At 65.4% G+C, this 16,535-nt stretch carries 20 protein-coding genes; 15 read left to right on the top strand and 5 right to left on the bottom strand.

The genetic code is table 11. The features are described from left to right. Position 1: 1 nt before the first annotated feature. Genes VMT65_RS32810 through VMT65_RS32850 form a run of 9 tightly spaced genes read left to right on the top strand, consistent with a single transcriptional unit; the run spans position 2 to position 7,864 of the window. The gene (locus VMT65_RS32810; RefSeq protein ID WP_326312520.1) at positions 2-1,030 is read left to right on the top strand and encodes an MlaD family protein; all 1,029 of its coding nucleotides are present in this window, start codon (positions 2-4) and stop codon (positions 1,028-1,030) included. Further along, positions 1,027-2,034, top strand: coding sequence for an MCE family protein (locus VMT65_RS32815; protein WP_326312521.1), 1,008 nt, complete (start codon positions 1,027-1,029; stop codon positions 2,032-2,034). The genes VMT65_RS32810 and VMT65_RS32815 overlap by 4 nt, the downstream gene beginning before the upstream one ends. Then, a complete protein-coding gene (locus tag VMT65_RS32820) occupies positions 2,034-3,047 on the top strand; it encodes an MlaD family protein (protein ID WP_326312523.1) in 1,014 nt (337 codons plus the stop codon). Before VMT65_RS32815 ends, VMT65_RS32820 begins: the two co-directional genes overlap by 1 nt. Beyond that, positions 3,048-3,974 carry an MCE family protein gene (locus VMT65_RS32825; RefSeq protein ID WP_326312524.1) on the top strand — a complete coding sequence of 309 codons (927 nt, stop codon included), beginning with the start codon at positions 3,048-3,050 and terminating at the stop codon, positions 3,972-3,974. Next, positions 3,971-4,978: an MlaD family protein gene (locus VMT65_RS32830; RefSeq protein ID WP_326312525.1), complete on the top strand. Its 1,008-nt coding sequence runs from the start codon at positions 3,971-3,973 to the stop codon at positions 4,976-4,978. The genes VMT65_RS32825 and VMT65_RS32830 overlap by 4 nt, the downstream gene beginning before the upstream one ends. Further along, positions 4,979-5,929 (top strand): MlaD family protein, encoded by a 951-nt coding sequence (locus VMT65_RS32835; protein WP_326312527.1) that lies wholly within the window; start codon positions 4,979-4,981, stop codon positions 5,927-5,929. A 14-nt stretch (positions 5,930-5,943) separates the two neighbouring features. Further along, positions 5,944-6,582 (top strand): hypothetical protein, encoded by a 639-nt coding sequence (locus tag VMT65_RS32840; protein WP_326312529.1) that lies wholly within the window; start codon positions 5,944-5,946, stop codon positions 6,580-6,582. 8 nt (positions 6,583-6,590) lie between these two features. Next, complete coding sequence (locus VMT65_RS32845) at positions 6,591-7,223, top strand: TetR/AcrR family transcriptional regulator (protein WP_326312530.1); 633 nt, start codon at positions 6,591-6,593, stop codon at positions 7,221-7,223. Next, positions 7,220-7,864, top strand: a complete 645-nt coding sequence (locus VMT65_RS32850) for a TetR/AcrR family transcriptional regulator (RefSeq protein WP_326312532.1) — start codon at positions 7,220-7,222, stop codon at positions 7,862-7,864. Before VMT65_RS32845 ends, VMT65_RS32850 begins: the two co-directional genes overlap by 4 nt. 10 nt (positions 7,865-7,874) lie before the next feature. On the opposite strand, the gene VMT65_RS32855 is transcribed toward VMT65_RS32850, so the two are convergent. Continuing rightward, complete coding sequence (locus VMT65_RS32855; RefSeq protein WP_326312533.1) at positions 7,875-8,228, bottom strand: YybH family protein; 354 nt, start codon at positions 8,226-8,228, stop codon at positions 7,875-7,877. Between the two features lie 63 nt (positions 8,229-8,291). Here VMT65_RS32855 and VMT65_RS32860 point away from each other — a divergent pair, with 63 nt between their 5' ends. After that, entirely contained in the window at positions 8,292-9,284 is a 993-nt protein-coding gene (locus VMT65_RS32860) for a helix-turn-helix transcriptional regulator (RefSeq protein ID WP_326312535.1), read from the top strand. 6 nt (positions 9,285-9,290) lie between these two features. Here VMT65_RS32860 and VMT65_RS32865 read toward each other — a convergent pair whose 3' ends face one another. After that, complete coding sequence (locus VMT65_RS32865; RefSeq protein WP_326312537.1) at positions 9,291-9,635, bottom strand: MerR family transcriptional regulator; 345 nt, start codon at positions 9,633-9,635, stop codon at positions 9,291-9,293. 81 nt (positions 9,636-9,716) lie between these two features. Between VMT65_RS32865 and VMT65_RS32870 the strand changes: the two genes are divergently transcribed. After that, positions 9,717-10,880, top strand: a complete 1,164-nt coding sequence (locus VMT65_RS32870; protein WP_326312631.1) for an MFS transporter — start codon at positions 9,717-9,719, stop codon at positions 10,878-10,880. Between the two features lie 51 nt (positions 10,881-10,931). Then, the gene (locus VMT65_RS32875; protein WP_326312538.1) at positions 10,932-12,080 is read left to right on the top strand and encodes an alpha/beta hydrolase family protein; all 1,149 of its coding nucleotides are present in this window, start codon (positions 10,932-10,934) and stop codon (positions 12,078-12,080) included. Between the two features lie 45 nt (positions 12,081-12,125). Here the strand turns inward: VMT65_RS32875 and VMT65_RS32880 are convergent, their stop codons facing one another. Next, a complete protein-coding gene (locus VMT65_RS32880) occupies positions 12,126-12,737 on the bottom strand; it encodes a TetR/AcrR family transcriptional regulator (RefSeq protein ID WP_326312540.1) in 612 nt (203 codons plus the stop codon). Between the two features lie 120 nt (positions 12,738-12,857). Here VMT65_RS32880 and VMT65_RS32885 point away from each other — a divergent pair, with 120 nt between their 5' ends. After that, positions 12,858-13,232 carry a tautomerase family protein gene (locus VMT65_RS32885; RefSeq protein ID WP_326312541.1) on the top strand — a complete coding sequence of 125 codons (375 nt, stop codon included), beginning with the start codon at positions 12,858-12,860 and terminating at the stop codon, positions 13,230-13,232. 38 nt (positions 13,233-13,270) lie between these two features. Here VMT65_RS32885 and VMT65_RS32890 read toward each other — a convergent pair whose 3' ends face one another. Continuing rightward, positions 13,271-13,957: a sensor domain-containing protein gene (locus VMT65_RS32890; protein WP_326312632.1), complete on the bottom strand. Its 687-nt coding sequence runs from the start codon at positions 13,955-13,957 to the stop codon at positions 13,271-13,273. Between the two features lie 164 nt (positions 13,958-14,121). Here VMT65_RS32890 and VMT65_RS32895 point away from each other — a divergent pair, with 164 nt between their 5' ends. After that, a complete protein-coding gene (locus tag VMT65_RS32895; RefSeq protein WP_326312543.1) occupies positions 14,122-14,499 on the top strand; it encodes a VOC family protein in 378 nt (125 codons plus the stop codon). Positions 14,500-14,563: 64 nt separating this feature from the next. After that, entirely contained in the window at positions 14,564-15,565 is a 1,002-nt protein-coding gene (locus tag VMT65_RS32900) for a zinc-binding alcohol dehydrogenase family protein (protein WP_326312633.1), read from the top strand. On the opposite strand, the gene VMT65_RS32905 is transcribed toward VMT65_RS32900, so the two are convergent. Beyond that, the gene (locus tag VMT65_RS32905; protein ID WP_326312545.1) at positions 15,549-16,406 is read right to left on the bottom strand and encodes a cyclopropane mycolic acid synthase family methyltransferase; all 858 of its coding nucleotides are present in this window, start codon (positions 16,404-16,406) and stop codon (positions 15,549-15,551) included. The genes VMT65_RS32900 and VMT65_RS32905 overlap by 17 nt on opposite strands. Between the last annotated feature and the right edge of the window lie 129 nt (positions 16,407-16,535).

The following is a 16,535-nucleotide window of genomic DNA, read 5'->3' on the forward strand; positions in this document are numbered from 1 at the left end:
CATGGCCGTCTTCAAGGATCATTCCGGCCGTAGCGCCGGACCGTGGATGCTGCGGCTGCGGGGACTGGTCGTCGCCGTCGTGGTCGTCACGGTGACGATTGTCGTAAGTTCTTATGCGCGTGGCGCTTTCACCGACAAGTTCGAGGTCACCGTGGATGCGGCGACCCTGGGCGAGGGATTGGCCCCGGGCTCGGAGGTGAAGTTCCGCGGCTTCGCCATCGGCACGGTCAAGCATGTCGAGACCGTCGGCTACGGGCATCAGCGCATCGATCTCGAGATCGACCGCAAGCAGGCCGACGCGCTCACCGACGATGTCGGGGCGCGATTCACCTCTTCGAACGTCTTCGGTTCCAGCGCCATCGAATTGGTGCCGGGCACCGATGGCCGGAAGCTGAAGGAACACACCATTCTGCAGATCGGGGAGAACGCCACCAACGCCACCGTCGCGGGGGTCTTCCGGCGCGCGGCGCGGTTGACCCAGGTGCTGGATTCGGCGTCGGTGCATCGGCTGTTCGATCTGCTGCTCGACAATGCCGCCAGCATGGGGCCGGTGCTGAAGTCGTTCTTCGAGACCGCGCAGCTGCTGGCCGACGGGCAGCAGAACACCCTGGCGCACTACCTGCGCATCGGCGGGGACATGACGGGCGCGTTCCGGGATCTGACCCCGTCGGCCGGGCACGCCATCCTGGGGGTGCTCGAGCAGAGCGCCTATTTCGGTGACCCGGAGAACCGGGCGCGCACCAACAAATCCACCAATGGCGTGAACGAGGCCGTGCTGATCGGCCTGTCGAACCTGCTGGAGCAGAACAACCCTGATCTGGAGAAGATCCTCGACGGCATTCTGGATCTGGCGGTCCCGCTCAGCGTCTCGATCGGGTCGGTGGCCCCGGCCTACAACCGGGTGCCGAATCTGCTCGCGGCCATGGACGGCGCGCTGCCCGTGGTCGACGGACACGTGCAGCTGCAACTCGAACTGATCGCGAAAACCATGCCGTACCTGGCGGATTCGCTGGCGGGAGGGGCGAAATGAGCGACATCACCAAATCCGCCGTCAAGCTCACCGTCTTCCTGGTGATCGTGGCCGCCTGCACGACCTTCATCGTGACGGCGCTGCGCACCCCGATTCCCGGCGACAAGGTCGCCTACGACGCCGTATTCACCGATGTCTCCGGGCTTTTCGCCGGTGATTCGGTGCGCATGTCCGGTGTCGCGGTCGGCAAGGTCGAGACGGTGTCGTTGGACGGGACCAAGGCGCGGGTGCACTTCACCGTGGACAAGACGCGACCGGTGTACGACAACACCAAGGCCGCGGTGCGGTACCAGAACCTCATCGGCCAGCGGTACGTCGAGCTGCTGATCGAGGGGCAGGGCGGGGCGAAACTGCGTGCGGGAGCGACCATTCCGGTGGAGCGGACCATTCCCAGCTTCGATGTGTCCAAGCTGTTCAACGGCTTCAAACCGATGTTCGACACCTTGGATCCGGCCGCGCTCAATCAGTTCGGCAACAACCTGCTGCGGGTCATCCAGGGCGACGGCTCCGGCATCGGGCCCGTGCTGGCGGATGTGGACACGCTCACGAAGCACGCCAAGAACAGCGAGGGCGTGATCGTGCTCCTCATTCGCAATCTGGGCATGGTGTCGCAGGCCATCGGCGGTAAATCGCAGGCGGTCGGCGATCTGGTGCAACAGCTTGCGGGCATCCTGCACCAGTTCACCGCCAAGACCCAGACCATGCTCAGCGCGGTGGACACGGCCAAGAAGGTGCTCGCGCCCATGGTCCCAATCCTCGAGGAGGGGCAGGCCGCCTACGACGAGGGCTACGGTCCGATCGACGGGCTGCTGCGCCGCTTGGTGCCGCAGACCGATGAGCTCACCCAAATCCTGGCCATCACACCGCAATTGGTGACCGGGCTCAATCAATCCGTCCCCGGTCAGGGCTACAAGCCGCGCATCACCTGCACGAATGGTGAGGCGGCGCTGCCCGCGCAGGTCGGCGTCATTCTGTCGACTCAGAACCTGGTGGTGTGCAACTGATGAGGGCATTGATCGCCTATATCGGCGAGTTGATTCGCGATGTCGTCGCCGGGCGCGGGGACCAGAACACTCAATTGCGGTGGGGCATGGCCGGTGTCGTGGTGTGCGTGATCGCGCTGGCCGTGGCCGGGGCGGTGTACGTGATCCCGTTCGGGCAGCGCACCTACGTGGCCGACTTCAAGATCTCGGGCGGGGCGCGGTCGGGTGACGAGGTGCGGGTGGCGGGTATCAATGTCGGCAAGATCCGCAGCGTGGACCTGGTCGGCGATCACGTGGAGGTCGCCTTCACGGTGAATCACGATGTGCGGGTGGGGGATCGGTCGGCGGTCGAGGTCAAGATGCTGACCCCGATCGGCGGGCACTACCTGGCCTTGGCTCCCGCGGGAGAGAAGTCGTTGGGGTCCAAGCACATTCCGCCGGAGCGCACCACCACGCCCTTCGAGCTGAGCGACATTCTCGACAAGGGCACGCCGATCTTCGGCAAAGTGGACGCCTCCACCATGCGCGACACCATCGGGCAGCTGAATCAGGCGCTGGGCCAACAACCCGATGCCCTGCGCAGCGTCATCGGCAATGCCAATGAGCTGACCGGGCTGCTCGCCGAGCGCACCGATCAGTTGAACACGGCACTCGACGTCTCCGACGAATACATTGCCGCGATCGCCACCGACAAGGCGCTGCTGGCGGATTTCGTCAGACAGCTGGGCCAGGTCGCCGATCAGCTCGGCAACCGCAAGGACGACATCGTGAGCATGTTCAACCTGCTCAAGCGACTGCTGGTGTTCCTGCACCGGCCGATCATGGCCTACGGCGACAGCATCGAACCGACGGTGACGCAATTCGAGCAGCTGTTCTCCAAGGTGGTCGCCGATCCGGACCGCCTCGACACCGTCATCACCGGGATGCGCGATGTCATCAATCGATTGGACGGGCTGCTGGGCAATCAGATCAAGGTGGATCAGCCCGTCGCCGGAGTCCAGATCTGCATTCCCTACGAAGGCAAGGCGTGCTGAATGAGATGGGGTAGAACAGCACTCGCCGCCGGGGTCGCCGTCGCGGTGGTGGCCGCCGGGGTGGCCGGGGTGTCGTGGGCCAATACCGAGCGCACACCGAAGCAGAGCCTGTGCGCCGAATTCACCGACACCGTCGGCCTGTACGAGGGCAATAGCGTGACCATGCTGGGTGTCGAGATCGGGACGGTGTCCAAGATCGAGGCGCTGGGTGACCGCATGCGGGTCACCATGCATGTCAAGGATTCGGTGAAACTTCCGGCCGATATTCAGGCCGTCACCATGTCGAGTTCCATTGTGACCGACCGGCATGTGGAGCTCACCAAGCCCTACACCGGCGGGGCACGGTTCGACAATTCGAAATGCATTCCGCTGGAGAGGACCAAGACGCCGATCGGCATCAGCGAGGCCCTCGACGCCATGGGCAGACTGGCCGGTGATCTCACCGGGGGAGGCACCGGCGGCAAGCCCGATACGCTGCTCGACGACACGCTGACCGCGGCCAACAACGCCATCGACGGCACCGGCCAACAGTGGAATCAGTTGCTGCAGCGGCTGTCGGCGACCATCGGGGATCCGGCGCAGAAGGATGCCGTGTTCCGGCGGCTGGTGGACAATCTCGACCAGCTCACCACCATGTTCGTGACCAACTGGCCGGACATGGCCGAGGTGCTGAACAATCTGCGGGCCGGATTGCAGTTGATCGGGGAGTTCTCGGCGGAATTCTCCACTGCCGTGGATGTCGCGGTCGAATTCCTGCCCGTGATCGCCCGCAATGCGGGCAAATACGATCAGCAGATCTACGGGCTGCTGGACGCGGTGCTGCCGCAGGTGCACACCTTCACCCAGCAGCACATGGGCGATATCGATTCACTGCTCTCGGCGCTGCCGCCGCTGGCCGCCCAGCTCCCGCAGGCGGGTGCGAAATGAGGCGGACCATCATCAAACTGCTGCCGGTTCTCACGGCGGCGACACTGGTGCTCACCGGATGTGGGGTCAAAGCCACCGACATCCCGATCCCGGGCACCTATCCCAGCGGTGACACCTATTCGGTGCGCATCGAATTCGGGTCGGTGCTCAATCTGCCCGATCGGGCCAAGGTGATCGCCGACGGCGTCGAGATCGGCATGCTCGACCACATCGAATTGATCGGCACCACCGCGGTCGCCACCGTGAAGCTGCACACCGACGCCAAACTGCCCAAGAACACCACGGCCGAACTGCGGCAGGACACCATCCTCGGCGATATCCACATCGCCCTGGAAGCGCCGAAGAACTCCGACTCCTCGTTCCTGACCAACGGCGATGTGATTCCCATGTCGCAGACCATTCCCGCCACCAATGTGGAGGACATTCTGCGGGCGCTGTCGAACATCATCACCGGCGGGCGGTGGTCCGATATCCAGAAGCTGGTCACCGATGTGAACGCGGCCTTCCCGTCGGATCCGGCCGAACTGGATCGGATCAATGCGGCCGGGCGGGCGGCCCTGCACGATATGGCCTCGCACACCGACGATTTGAATCGCATCCTGCTGTCGGCGCAGCAGATCACCGCCAAGCTGGAATCCGGGCGCGGGGCGGTCGATCAGATCCTGACCTTCGGTCCCGACCGGGCCGCGGGTCTGTCGGATGTGTTGCTCGCGGTGGTCAATCTGATCATCAGCGGTGGGCCGCTGGCCAAGAACGCGGGCGATCTGCTGCTGCCACACGTCGGCGACTTCCAGTCGATCGTATCGATTCTCGCGCCGACCGCGGTGACGGCCGGGTACGCCGATCTCACCCTGGCGGCCAATCTGGACACCTTCCACACGCTGCTGAAGGAGAAGATCATTCCCTTCCTGCAATCGCCGGATGTGAAGGTGCGCAAGATCTCCGCCGATGTGCAGGCCGATCAACTCGTCACCACGCTGCGCTCGATCGGGATGGTGCCCTAGATGAAACTCTCACTCTCCGGGCCGGTTTCGCTGGTGCTGCTGCTCGTGCTCACCCTCGTCTGCGGCAGCTACATGGCCGTGGGCGTGCTGAATCTGGACCCGCGCCGCCAGAACAACACCGTCACAGTGCTTTTGGACAGCTCGGGCGGGTTGATGAAGACCTCCGAGGTGACCTTGCGCGGGCTGCCGATCGGGAAGGTGCGCGATATCGCGGCCACCGGGCGGGGGCTGTCGGTGACCCTCGAATACGACTCCCGCTACAAGATTCCGGTCGATAGCGTCGTGCAGATCGCCAACCTGTCGGCGGCGGGGGAGCAGTTCGTGGACTTTCGGCCCAGCGGGACCGCGGGACCGTTCCTGCACGACGGCAGCATTGTGCCGAACCGGCAGGTGAAGATCGCCACCACCGTCGGTGACGCGCTCGCCAAGCTGGATGCGCTGACCGCACAACTGGATCCGGCCAAGCTACAGAACCTGGCGTCCACCGTGGCGCAGGGCTTCGAGGGGCGCGACGCCGATGTCGCCAATCTGACCAAGGCGCTCATCGACACCGCGAACATGTTGCACGACAAGCGCGATGCCATCGCGCGGCTGTATTCCAATGTGCAGAACCTCGGCGACAAGTTCGACGGGCGAGCGCCCACCATCAGCGCCGCGGCGGGGGACATCGATTCCGCGCTGCCGGAACTGCTGCACATTATTGGCGCGTTCCAGAACTACTCGTATGTCGGCGAGAAGATCTTCGACGATCCGATCGGGCCGCTGGTCAGCAAGATCAACGACTACCTGCAGTTGATCGGTCCCGACCTGAGCCATATCGCCACCGTCCTCAAACCCGCCACCACCCGGATCAAACCGCTGCGGGTCGATGCCGGATCGATCGTGGACCTGCTCTCGGCGGTGTTCCCCGGCGACGGCGCGGCGCACGTGGCCATCACGACTCCTCGTTAGAGAGAAGGCATTTCATGAGTGAGAACAAGACCGCCGAGCAGACGGACGAGCCGATCGTGGTCGTGCTCGCGGCCGAGGAAACGTCGTCCGCTTCCTTGGTGGAGGCGAAGCCGGTGTTCACCAAGAGTTTCGGCGAGCGCGCCTACCCGTTGCTCGCCGCGGCGACCGTGCTCTTCGCGGTGGCGGCCGTGGTGCTGGGCGTGCTCTGGCACGGCTCGGCCCGCGACTACGACGCCCTGAAATCCAGTCAGGCGGACCGTGATCGGGCCGCGCAGGTGGCCAAGGACTACACCCTGCGGTCGCTGACCTACGACTACCGCAATCTGCCCGCCTTCTTCGACGGTGTGCAGCGCGGCACCTCCGACGCCCTCAAGGACCGCTACACCCAGGTCCACGACACCCTCGCCAAGATCATGACCGACGCCCAGGTGGTCGCGACCGGTGACGTGGTCGGCACCTCGGTGGAGGCCAAGGGCAACGACCAGTACACCGTCACCGTCTACGCCACCCAGAAGACCCAGAACGTGCAGCAGCAGGACCCGGCCACCGTGCCCAACCTGCTGGTGTTGACCGTGGCCAAGAACGGCGGCGAGTGGCTCGTCACCGACTACGGCCCCAAGGACATCGGCGCGAAGAGCGGGGCCGCGAAATAGCCAAACGCATGGGCCGCCCGCCGCAACGGGAACTCCCCGCGCGGCGGCGTCGGCAGATCATCGAGGCCGCGTTCGAGGTGTTCACCGCCCAGGGGTACGAGGCCACCGCCATTTCGGAGGTGGCCGCCCGCGCCGGGATCGGTCAGGGCACCGTCTACCGCTACTTCGGCAGCAAACGCGAAATCCTGGACCACGTCATCGATCTCGGCGTCGAGAAGGTGACCGAGGCCATGGAACTGCATCTGGTGTTCGGTGCCGCGGGCGATGTCGGCGAGTTGGTGGCGGTGGTGCGCGCGGCCGTGGAGCGGCTCTACGAGCTGCTCGAGCGCGAACCCGCGATGCTGCGGCTGCTGGTGGTGGAGGCGGGGGCCATCGACGCCGAACTGGCGCAACGGCTGCTCGGGGTCGAGGCCATCACGGCCGCGCTCATCACGGGGGAACTGACACGTGGCATGGAGGAAGGTTGGATACGTCCCGACGTCGACCCGGAAGTGCTGGGCCACACCATTCTCACCATGGTCGGCCCGTGGATCATGCGGGAACTGCTGGGCGCGGGCAATCCGGCCATTCGCGAGCGCAGTATGACCGTGGTGTTCGACCTGATCGACAAGACGCTGCGCCCGAGAACGCCGACCCCGTGACGGCCGCCGACGACCTGCCCGCCCACGACTCCGACCACCGCACCCGCATCGAACGCCGTCGCGACGAATTGATCGCCGCCGCATACGAATTGGTGACCACCCGCGGCTTCCGGGGCATCGGCGTGGACGACATCGTCACCGCCGCGGGGGTCAGCCACGGCACCTTCTACAACTATTTCGCCAACAAGCGCGACATTCTCGACGCGGTCATCGACCACTGCTTCACCCTGCTGCGCGACCGCCTGCTCGGGCCCGAAGGCGACGACACCCCCGACACGCTGGATGCCTTCTGCGCCCGCTACGCCCGCGTCGTCGACCGCTGCTACGACCTCGTCGCCACCGAACCCGGCCTCGTCAACTTCTTCCTGCTCGAGGCGTCCTCCATCGACGACCGGGTCCTCGACCGCTGCCTGCGCAACGCCCGTTCCTATGCCGCCCAATCCGTCGAGAAGATCCGCCAGGGCATCACCCACGGCTATCTTTCCCCCACCCTCGATCCGGACATAGCCGCTGAAGTGCTGCTGTCGGTGCTGGTCTCGGCCCTGCTGTCCGCCCTCCGCTCCGGATCGGACGGCTTGACCCAGGACCGAGTCCGCACTCAACTCACTTCGTTTCTCCGTACCGCCTTCGCCCCGACCTGATCGCGCCGCGTCAGCGGCCGGCCGCGGGCTGGTCCACGGCCCACAGCCATGACCCGTCCGGTTGGCGGCGGGCGATCTCGACGGTGATGTCACCGTTGGTCAGCGTGGACGAGGTGAGCGCCAGGTCGCCGCTCACCAGTGCCGGGTGCTGCAGGCCCGGTTCGAGCACCGGTGCGGCCGCGACGAATTGCTCGTACACCTTGCGGATCTCCGCGTGCCCGGTCGCGAGACTGCCCGGCGGGAAGGCCAGCACCGCGGTCGGCTCGTACAGGGCGACGAGTCCGTCGACATCACCCGCATTGGCGCGTTCGATGAAGAATCGGGCCAGGTCGTTCGGCTCGGCGGCCACTTTCTGATTTGTCATGATCCCAAGCCTGCCAACGAATCACGACACCCTGTGTCAGGTATTCCCGGTACGGTTCTTGGTGTGCGCGCCGACCGCTTGGTCTCGCTGGTGCTGCTGCTGCGCCAGCGCGGTCGGATGTCCGCGCCCGCGCTGGCTCGCGAACTCGAGGTGTCCACCCGTACGGTGCTGCGCGATATCGAGGCGCTGTCCGCGGCGGGCGTGCCGGTCTACGCGGAACGCGGCAGGCACGGCGGGTTCGCGCTGCTGCCCGGCTTCCACACCGAGCTCATGGGGCTGAATCACGACGAGGCGCTGGCCCTGCTGGTCGCCGGATCGAGTGGCGGCGCAGAGGCGTTCGGCCTCGGTTCGCCGCTCGCATCGGCCATGCGCAAGGTGGTCGACGCGCTACCGGAAAGCGCTCGCGACCTCGCGACCGGTGCGTCCGAGCGCGTGCTCATCGAGCCGACGACCGATTTCCTCTCCCGCCCTTCGACCGCCGAGGCCGTATCCGATACCGTCGGGGCCGAGGTCCGGCGCGCGGTCTTCGCCGGACACAAGCTGCGTATTCGCTACGCGCCCGTGGACCAAGCCCCGGCCTGGCGCACGGTGGACCCGATCGGTCTGGTGACCGTCCGCGACCAGGGGTACCTGCTGGCCACCAGATCCGGCGCGGACCGGACCTACCGGATGTCGAGAATCCTGGCCGCCGAGGAACTTTCGGAACCCGCGCAACGAACGGACCGGGTCGACCTGGGACAGCTCTGGCAGGAACGCACGACGCGATTCCGGTATGGCGGTGACACTCTCACCGTCTCGGTGCGCGTCGACCCGGAGCGGTGCGCGGAACTGCTCGACACCGCACTGGCTGTCCGTGGCGAGGCCGCGGACCCGGACGGCTGGCTGCGGCTGGACGCAACCTTTCAAGACGCGAGGCACGCCGAATGGGCGCTGTGGCAGTTGGCCACACACGCGGAAGTCCTTGCCCCGCAATGGTTGCGCACCGTTCTCCATACTCGTGCCCGCACGCTCGCCGAGCGGTACGCGTCCAAAGATCAACGACCCGAGGACATCTAGGCGGGTTCAGGTCAGGGCGGGATCGTCCAGGAGTCGGTCGAGGAGGGTTCTTGCCGAGCGGATTCGGTTGATGTCGGTGGTCATGCGGCGGCGCTCGTGTAGGAGGCGTTCGCGACAGCCGTCGAGGAGCGGGGTGCCGGTGGATTCGCAAGTGAGGATCTCGGTGATGAGGTCCATATTGAGTCCGGCGGACAGCAGGGTCTGGATGTGGCCGACGGTGCGGATGGCGGTGTCGTCGAAGACCCGGTAACCAGCCGGTGTTCGGGTGGCTCGCAGTGCGCCCTTGTCCTGGTAATACCGCAGGGCGCGGACGCTGACACCGGTCCGTGTCGCGAGTTCACCGATACGCATCGACGCCTCCTGGAATTGCCGCTTGACTCTGACACCGGTGTCAGACTTTAGCGTAGCGGAATGCTTCGAACAGCGGTCTTGATGTCGTGCGTATTCAGCATCACCACAGGGGAATTCGTGGTAGCCGGGATCCTTCCGCAGGTGGCCGGAAGCCTCGGAATTCCGATAGGCACGGCGGGATTGATCGTGACGGCCTACGCCCTCGGCATGATCGTCGGAGGACCGATCCTCACCGCGGTAACCGCCGGAATCGACCGAAAACGATTGATGCTGGTGCTGCTCGCGGTAGCGGTGATCGGCAACATGCTCTCCGCGCTCGCCCCCGGATTCGGGCTACTGCTGGGCGCTCGGGTCGCGACAGCCCTGGTGACTTCGACCTTCTTCGCACAAGCGATCGTGGTCGCCGTCCGCTCCGCGCCACCCGAACGGTCCGCCACAACAGTCGCCCGACTGGCTTTCGGCATGAACCTGGCCATGATCGTCGGCGCACCCGTAGGCACCGCGATCGGCGGCCACTGGGGTTGGCGAGCAGCATTCCTGACCGTCGCCCTCGCCTGCCTGCTCTGCCTCGCCCTAGTGACCATCCTGATCACCACCCCACCCGAGGAGTCGCGCCCCTCGGCAGTAGCCGAACTCCGCGTCATCCGCCGCCGCCCGGTCCTAATGGCACTCTCCCTCACCGCCCTCGGCAACATCGGCGTCCTAATGATCTTCACCTACATAGCCCCACTACTCACAACCGTTGCGGGCCAGCCGATCACGCGCCTGCCAATGCTCCTGGTCGCCTACGGCGCAGCCGCCACCCTAGGCAATCTCCTCGGCGGCACCCTGTACGACCGAAATCCCCGCACCTCCCAACCCATCCTCCTGGCCCTCCTCGCGATCGCCTTGGCCGGAGCCTGGCTGACAGCCACCTCCCCGCTCTGGGCCACCGCGTCGATCCTGCTCATCGGCGGCCTGGGCTTCGCGATCATCCCCGGCATGCAGGCCCGAGTAATGGCCGCCGCAGCCGAAGCCCCAACCCTCTCCATGGCAGTCAACGCCTCCGCCTACCAACTCGCCGCCGCGGCCGCAGGCCTCCTCGGCGGATTCCTCGCCGACTCCAGCGCCGGCCCCCGCACTCTCTACCTCACCGCGTCCGCCCTGACCATCTGTGCCCTATTCCTCAGTCGCGCAACCAATGAGAGCACGTCGAGGAGTCAACCGAGACCCGCTCCGGACACCGTGGACGACGGCGTGAGGTAGCGTCGCCGTCGGAAACCGGTAGAGCCGGTCCTGGAGTTCGGGGGAGAGATCGTGGTCGGACGATTGATCGCGGTGAGCGCCGCGATGGCGGTATCGGTGCTGCATGCCGCAGGCGCGCAGGCAGCACCCAGCGCAAGCATGCTGCCGACACCGGCGGGACCAATGCCCGTCGGCACCACCACCATGCATCTGGTGCAGCACGGTCGACCCGATCCGTTCACGCCGAACACCGACCGCGAACTGATGATGTCGGTGTTCTATCCGGCCGGCGATGTCACGAATTCTCCTCGTGCGCACGCCTTGTCCGCGATCGTGGTGCCTGTGCTGGAGCGGCAGTTGGGTGTGTCGCTTCCGGTGCTCCTGTCGAACTCCTACCAGGAGGCTCCGGTTGCGGCGGGCTCGTATCCGGTCGTGTTGTATTCACCCGGGCAGAGCACGCCGAGACTGCTGGGCACCGGCACCGCGGAGGAGTTGGCCAGCCATGGCTACGTAGTCGTCACCATCGACCACACCGGCGATTCCCCCGCTATCGAGTTTCCGGATGGCCGAATCGTCGGTGCCGCACCGGAATTCACTGCGATACCGGGCGGCCAGCGGCGCGATATTCAGGTCGCCGATGTGGAGTTCGTCCTGGATACTTTGACCGCCCTGCACGCCGGTATCAACCCAGATGCCGAAAACCGTGCGCTACCAACCGGGTTGGGTGCGGCCCTCGACCTCACTCATATCGGCGGCTTCGGCCACTCGCTCGGCGGCACTACCGCCGTCGAGGTGGCGTCCCAGGACCAGCGCATCTCCGCCGTCCTGGATATGGACGGCGCCATCCCGGACAGCGACGATTGGGGCAAATCCGGCACCGACGGCGTGTCTCAACCATTGTTGGTGCTGCGCAGCGCGCAAACCGTTGACAGCGGCGCCGGACGCGAGGCCTTCGCGGCGATGCTCGATCATGCCCAGGGCTGGAAGCTGGAGCTGGAACTCGAGAATTCGGCCCACGAAGACCTCACCGACCTCAACCAGATAATCCCGAGCCCGATGTACCTGGGCGGCGGCGCAATGGTCGGCCCGATCCCACCCGCCCGCGCCAACACCGCCCTCCGCACCGCGGTCACCGCCTTCTTCGATAAATTCCTGCGCGCCAACCGATCCACCGCACTGGAACACCCAAACTCCATCCCGGACATCACCGTGATGCGCTGACGGCGCGCAGCCTTCCGGTTCGGTGAGGATGGGCGCGGAGAGGTCTTACACGCGTTCGCCGAGCGTCGGCTCGGTCAGGACGAGGTCGATTGTGTGGGCGGCGATTTGGCGGAGTTTCGGGTCATCGCCGAAGGCCCGTTCGAGGACGGCTAATCCGCGGGTGACGGTCACGATGTGCAAGGCGGCGGTTGCGGGGGTGCCGCTGAACTCGCCCAGTTTTCGGCCCTCGGCGAAGACTTTCTCGACGAGGGCGGTGATGCGGTCGAGGAGGTTGGCGAAGGCGCGGCGGGCGTCGTCTCCGAGGCCCTCGCCGTTGTCCGGTGCCAACTCCATCAGGCCTCGCGTGGTGGGACATCCGCGAGGCGGGGAGCCGGCACGAAAGTTCTCGATCGTCGCGTCGAAGAACGCTACAAGGCGTTCGCGCAGCGTCCCGGTGGCCAGCACGTTCTGCAGCGTGACCAGATACTCGTTCGCGTAGCGCTCGTAGGCGAGGAGAAACAGCGCCTCCTTACTGCCGTAGGCGTTGTAGAGGCTGCCGCGCTGGACGCCCGCGTCGCGTGCGATGTCTGCGAGGGAGGTGCCTCGCACGCCCTTGCGCCAGAACTGGTCGAACGCAATGCGCAGGACTTCGTCGTGGTCGAATTCTCTTGGTCTCAAACGCTCTTCCCCGTCGGCTGTGGGCAGTCCCTGGCCACGAGATTACTTGACAATGTGTCAAGAACGTGTTCTTATCACGATGTCAAAAATGGTTCGCCCGTCTTGCGGGAAGGGAACGCCGTGCCCCTCGTTCACATTTCGCTGCGTGCCGGGAAGTCCGAAAGCTACCGACAGGCGATCTTCGACGCCATCTACCGGGCGATGCGCGAAACGCTCGCGGTCCCCGAAGATGATCAGTTCATGACCATCACCGAACACGACGCCGCAAACTTCCGCTACGGCAAGGCATTTGGCGTGGACCGCAGTCAGGATCTCGTGTACATCCAGATCACCGTCTTCGACACGCGCACGGCCGCGCAGAAGAGTGCGTTGTTCCGGCGGATCGTCGAGCTGCTCGGCGACAACCCGGGCGTCCGGCCGGAAGACGTCTTCATCAATGTTCTCGATTCCGCGAAGGAGAACTGGTCCGTCGGCCACGGCGCGCAATTCGCGTGAAGCAGTGCGCAACTCGCATGCGCTACCGGTATTCGGCGCTACGAGCGCAGCATGGTCGGCTCGGCGGCCAGGCTGGCTTCGCCCGGCTGGTGGTCGGGATTCTCGATGCGTCCTTGTACGACGGCTAGCCGGGTGAGCAGAGTCTGGGCTAGCGCGGCGTGTAGGGCGGCGCTGCCTCGTTGGACGGCGTATACGGTGAGTAGCGCGACGGCGCCGATGATTGTGTTGAAGATTGTGCGGTTGGTGGCGGTGTCCGTGCCCATGATCGCCTGCGTGACGACGTCGTGGCTGTCGCCGTAGGGGATGAATCTGCGCCACAGCCAGTAGGTCAATCCGCTCAGCGCCATTGCCCACCACGCCAGTGGCAGCACGAAGCTGATGATCGCGATCGGCAGGCTGACAATGGCGTACAGCAGATCCAACCAGCTCTGCCCCTGCCCGATCGGTGCGGTGATCCGACGGAACCAACCCGCTCCCTCCGGCGCGCGGGCGTACTGGGGCCGCGGTGCCACCGTGCCCGTCAACTGCACCAGGCGTATGCGCTCGATGTCGGCGAAACCGCGCGCGAGCAGCAACGTCAACGCGAGCAGCGGGATCCCGACGAAGATCACCACGGTGCCGATACTCGCCGCGAAAAGCGGCACAAGCAGGCTGAAACCAACCAATGAGAGGGGCAAACCCAAGAACGTGTAGGCGAAGTCGAGGCCCAAGCGCCGGATTAACATCACGCGAACAACGCTAGGACCGCACCCCACGCCACCCCATCACACCAGAGTATGGGACCGGCCTACCCCCGTGGAGTGACGTAATAGCCACGGCCGGTTGATGTTCCACCTGTGGAGGCTGGATCGGTTGACCTGTAGTGGGGTTGAGGTTGCAGGGTGGGCGAATGCGATTGAATCAGGTGACGGTTGGGGCCACGGATCTCGGGCGGGCTGAGCAGTTCTATGGGCTGCTGGGGCTGCGGCTGATCGTCAAGACGAACCATTACCTGCGGTTCGAGTGTCCCGAGGGTGACAGCACGTTCTCGGTCGAGTTGGTCGAATCCGTGCCCGAGGGTGAGCAGGTGTCGATCTACTTCGAGTCCGATCGGCTCGATAAGGAGTGCGCTCGGTTGCGGGCCGCGGGGATTGTGTTCGACAGTTCCCCCGCTGACATGTCGTGGCTGTGGCGGGAAGCCTGGTTGCGGGATCCCGATGGGCATCGGGTGTGCCTGTTCCATGCCGGTGAGAATCGCCTCGAGCCGCCCTGGCGGATTCGGGGGTGAATTGGGGGTCGGAGTGCTCTACGGGGTGTCAGGGGTGGAGGGGCAGACTGGCGGTATGGCGATGATGAGTGCTTGGCGGGTTGGGGAGCCGGGGGCGATCGATGGGGGGCCGGTGGGGTTGGGGCGGGTGGAGGTGCCGCGGGCGGGGGTGGGGGAGTTGTTGGTTCGGGTGCTGGCGTGTGGGGTGTGTCGGACTGATTTGCATGTCACCGAGGGGGATCTGCCGGTGCATCGGGAGCATGTGGTGCCGGGGCATGAGGTTGTGGGTGAGGTGGTGGAGGCGGCGGGGGAGTATGCGGTGGGGGATCGGGTGGGGATTGCTTGGTTGCGGCATACGTGTGGGGTGTGCAAGTTCTGTCGGCGGGGGGATGAGAACTTATGTCCGGAGTCGCGGTATACGGGGTGGGATGCGAATGGGGGATATGCCGAATTCGCTACCGTGCCTGCGGATTACGCGCTGCGGCTGCCCAATGGGTATGCGGATGCGGAGCTTGCGCCGCTCTTGTGCGCCGGGATCATCGGTTATCGGGCATTGAAGCGGGCGAGTGTGCCCGAACGCGGGCGGCTGGGGATTTACGGGTTCGGTGGCAGTGCGCATCTGGCCGCGCAGGTGGCGTTGGCGCAGGGGGTCGAGGTGCACGTGATGACGCGGGACAAGAAGGCGCAGGATCTCGCGCTCGAGCTCGGGGCGGCCTCGGCGCAGGGAGCCGCGGACAGTCCGCCGGTCCCGTTGGATTCGGCGATTCTTTTTGCGCCGGTGGGTGATCTGGTGCTGCCCGCGATGGAAGCGTTGGATCGGGGTGGGGTGCTCTCCATTGCCGGGATCCACCTCAGTGATATTCCGGTATTGAACTATCAGCGACATCTGTTCCAGGAGCGGGAGATTCGATCTGTCACCGCGAATACACGCCAGGACGCGCGGGAGTTTCTGGAATTCGCGGGCCGGCATCGGCTGGAGGTGACGGTGCAGCCCTATTCGCTGGCGAAAGCCGATGTGGCGCTGCGGGATTTGAAGCACGGCCGGTTCGCCGGAGCTGCGGTATTGCTGCCTACTTCTGAAGAGTGAATTGCATGACGTCGAGGTGCCCGGCGCGGAAGTAATGGGCGCAACCGGTCAGATATTTCATATAGCGCTGATAGACCTCTTCGGAGGTCAGCCGCACGGCCTCGGTGTGGTGGGCCGCCAAGGCCTCGGCCCACAGGTCCAGGGTCCGCGCGTAGTGGGGTCGCAGCGCCTGGATGCGGGTGGTGTGGAAGCCCGCCGCCTCGGCGTAGGTGGGAACCGTATCGGGTTGGGGCAGTTGCCCGCCGGGGAAGATCTCGCGCTTCATGAAGATGTGGAACAGCGCGTCCTCGCGGGTGACGGGAATGTCGGCCGCCCGCAGCTCGGCGAGCGTGTGCCCGATGATGGTGTGCAACAGCATGCGCCCGTCGGCGGGCAACAGGTGATGGCAGCGCGCGAAGAACTCCGGGTACCGCTGCTTCCGGAAATGCTCGAACGCCCCGATGCTCACGATCCGGTCGGCGGTGCCGTCGAATTCCTCCCAACCCTGCAGCCGCACTTCGGCTTCGGTGATCCCGAGCTCCCGCAGCCGCCCCCGCACATGATCGAACTGATTGCGGCTCAAGGTGAGTCCGACGACCCGCACGCCGTAGGTCAGCACGGCGCGAATCATGGTCGACCCCCACCCGCACCCGATATCGAGCAGGGTCATGCCGGGCTCGAGCCCCAGTTTGCCGAGCGCCAAATCGATCTTGGCCTGTTGTGCCTCTTCCAAACTCATGCCCGCGCGCTCGAAGAACGCGCAACTGTAGGTCATGGAGGGGTCGAGGAACAGCGAGTAGAAGTCGTCCGACAGGTCGTAGTGCGACTGCACCTGCCGGTAGAACGGTGCGAGCTGTGCCATGAGAAGACATACGAACCGAACGCGCACTCGGTTCTATCCCCAGGACACACCGGCAACACGCCGTGTTTTTCACTCCGAGTTTCCGATTCGAGCCCTGCGTAACGGCGGCGGCTGCTTTCCTGATGTGGA

Source organism: Nocardia sp. CDC153 (genome assembly GCF_035818515.1).
Classification (GTDB): Bacteria; Actinomycetota; Actinomycetes; order Mycobacteriales; family Mycobacteriaceae; genus Nocardia.

Excerpts from the sequence above, each read along its gene's own strand:
- VMT65_RS32810 (WP_326312520.1), top strand. The coding sequence starts at position 2 with ATGGCCGTCTTCAAGGATCATTCCGGCCGTAGCGCCGGACCGTGGATG.
- VMT65_RS32815 (WP_326312521.1), top strand. The coding sequence starts at position 1,027 with ATGAGCGACATCACCAAATCCGCCGTCAAGCTCACCGTCTTCCTGGTG.
- VMT65_RS32820 (WP_326312523.1), top strand. The coding sequence starts at position 2,034 with ATGAGGGCATTGATCGCCTATATCGGCGAGTTGATTCGCGATGTCGTC.
- VMT65_RS32825 (WP_326312524.1), top strand. The coding sequence starts at position 3,048 with ATGAGATGGGGTAGAACAGCACTCGCCGCCGGGGTCGCCGTCGCGGTG.
- VMT65_RS32830 (WP_326312525.1), top strand. The coding sequence starts at position 3,971 with ATGAGGCGGACCATCATCAAACTGCTGCCGGTTCTCACGGCGGCGACA.
- VMT65_RS32835 (WP_326312527.1), top strand. The coding sequence starts at position 4,979 with ATGAAACTCTCACTCTCCGGGCCGGTTTCGCTGGTGCTGCTGCTCGTG.
- VMT65_RS32840 (WP_326312529.1), top strand. The coding sequence starts at position 5,944 with ATGAGTGAGAACAAGACCGCCGAGCAGACGGACGAGCCGATCGTGGTC.
- VMT65_RS32845 (WP_326312530.1), top strand. The coding sequence starts at position 6,591 with ATGGGCCGCCCGCCGCAACGGGAACTCCCCGCGCGGCGGCGTCGGCAG.
- VMT65_RS32855 (WP_326312533.1), bottom strand. The coding sequence starts at position 8,228 with ATGACAAATCAGAAAGTGGCCGCCGAGCCGAACGACCTGGCCCGATTC.
- VMT65_RS32865 (WP_326312537.1), bottom strand. The coding sequence starts at position 9,635 with ATGCGTATCGGTGAACTCGCGACACGGACCGGTGTCAGCGTCCGCGCC.
- VMT65_RS32870 (WP_326312631.1), top strand. The coding sequence starts at position 9,717 with ATGTCGTGCGTATTCAGCATCACCACAGGGGAATTCGTGGTAGCCGGG.
- VMT65_RS32890 (WP_326312632.1), bottom strand. The coding sequence starts at position 13,957 with ATGTTAATCCGGCGCTTGGGCCTCGACTTCGCCTACACGTTCTTGGGT.
- VMT65_RS32895 (WP_326312543.1), top strand. The coding sequence starts at position 14,122 with ATGCGATTGAATCAGGTGACGGTTGGGGCCACGGATCTCGGGCGGGCT.
- VMT65_RS32900 (WP_326312633.1), top strand. The coding sequence starts at position 14,564 with ATGAGTGCTTGGCGGGTTGGGGAGCCGGGGGCGATCGATGGGGGGCCG.
- VMT65_RS32905 (WP_326312545.1), bottom strand. The coding sequence starts at position 16,406 with ATGGCACAGCTCGCACCGTTCTACCGGCAGGTGCAGTCGCACTACGAC.